Source organism: Virgibacillus carmonensis, assembly GCF_057836705.1.
Genome location: NZ_JBYQFJ010000099.1, coordinates 1 through 888, shown reverse-complemented (window position 1 = coordinate 888; position 888 = coordinate 1). Strand labels below are relative to the sequence as shown.

The window sequence follows — 888 nt, the reverse complement described above, 5'->3', positions numbered from 1 at the left end:
CTTTTAAAATGAGTGCTTTATTTATACCCTAACCTTGTTAAAGTCTTATTAAATGTTTGAATAATTTGCTGCTGCTGCGCATTGCTCAAAACAGATTTCCATTTATTCGCTTTGCCTTCCCTTACAAAAGGCATGGTTTTATTGACAAACGATGAACTACCATTTATATGGGATTGCTGTTTCTTTTCCAATGCTTTCATATTATCGAAAGAGGCCCAATTTACCGCTTCGTTGATTTCTTTTTCTGTCCTGTCTAAGTTTAAGAAGTTAATAATCCTGTGCGCTTCTTTCGCAGTGTCTTGAAGAAGATTCTCATATTTAACAAGCAGAAAACCATTTTTAACTTTTTTCTGATTGTCAAGCCAGCTTTCTATATTCGTGTCCCATAATCCGGGGCCAATTTTCCCATCCATAAACGCTTCAAAAAATTTATCAAAGTCACGGCTTTCACCATAATACTTTTGGAAATGGTGATAATAGGAAACGACAACATCCCGGGGATCCCTTACAAGGTAAATAACTTTAGGATAAGATGGGTCATACCTTTTATGACTCCATACAAGATGCGGGGTTGGCAAATTTTTGATTGGTTCACTCGACACATTTTGAATCATTTCACCCTTTGTGGCCCAGTCCATTTTTTTTCGGTATAATAACATGGCGACGAGAAATAGCAGGAAATTGTTTCCTGACTTTGGATAGGCTACAAGGCAAGTATCGTCTTCCTGAAGTGTATATGTCTTGTCTTTTGACACAATTATCATCCTTTCTTTTCATCAGTTTCGTCCAGCTGGACCTTCAATGGTATGGTATCCGGGTTATCCGGATCAAATAGTTCATTTGCCCAAAATAAAACAATCATCTCACCATCCGTTACGTTCTCAATCA

General features: G+C 37.4%; 2 protein-coding genes. Both read right to left on the bottom strand.

Features of this window, described 5'->3' with window-relative positions:
• Positions 1–17: 17 nt before the first annotated feature.
• Complete coding sequence (locus tag AC3G7N_RS20710; protein WP_489424052.1) at positions 18–755, bottom strand: sulfotransferase domain-containing protein; 738 nt, start codon at positions 753–755, stop codon at positions 18–20.
• Positions 756–760: 5 nt separating this feature from the next.
• Positions 761–886 carry a polysaccharide biosynthesis C-terminal domain-containing protein gene (locus AC3G7N_RS20705; RefSeq protein WP_489424053.1) on the bottom strand — a complete coding sequence of 42 codons (126 nt, stop codon included), beginning with the start codon at positions 884–886 and terminating at the stop codon, positions 761–763.
• Between the last annotated feature and the right edge of the window lie 2 nt (positions 887–888).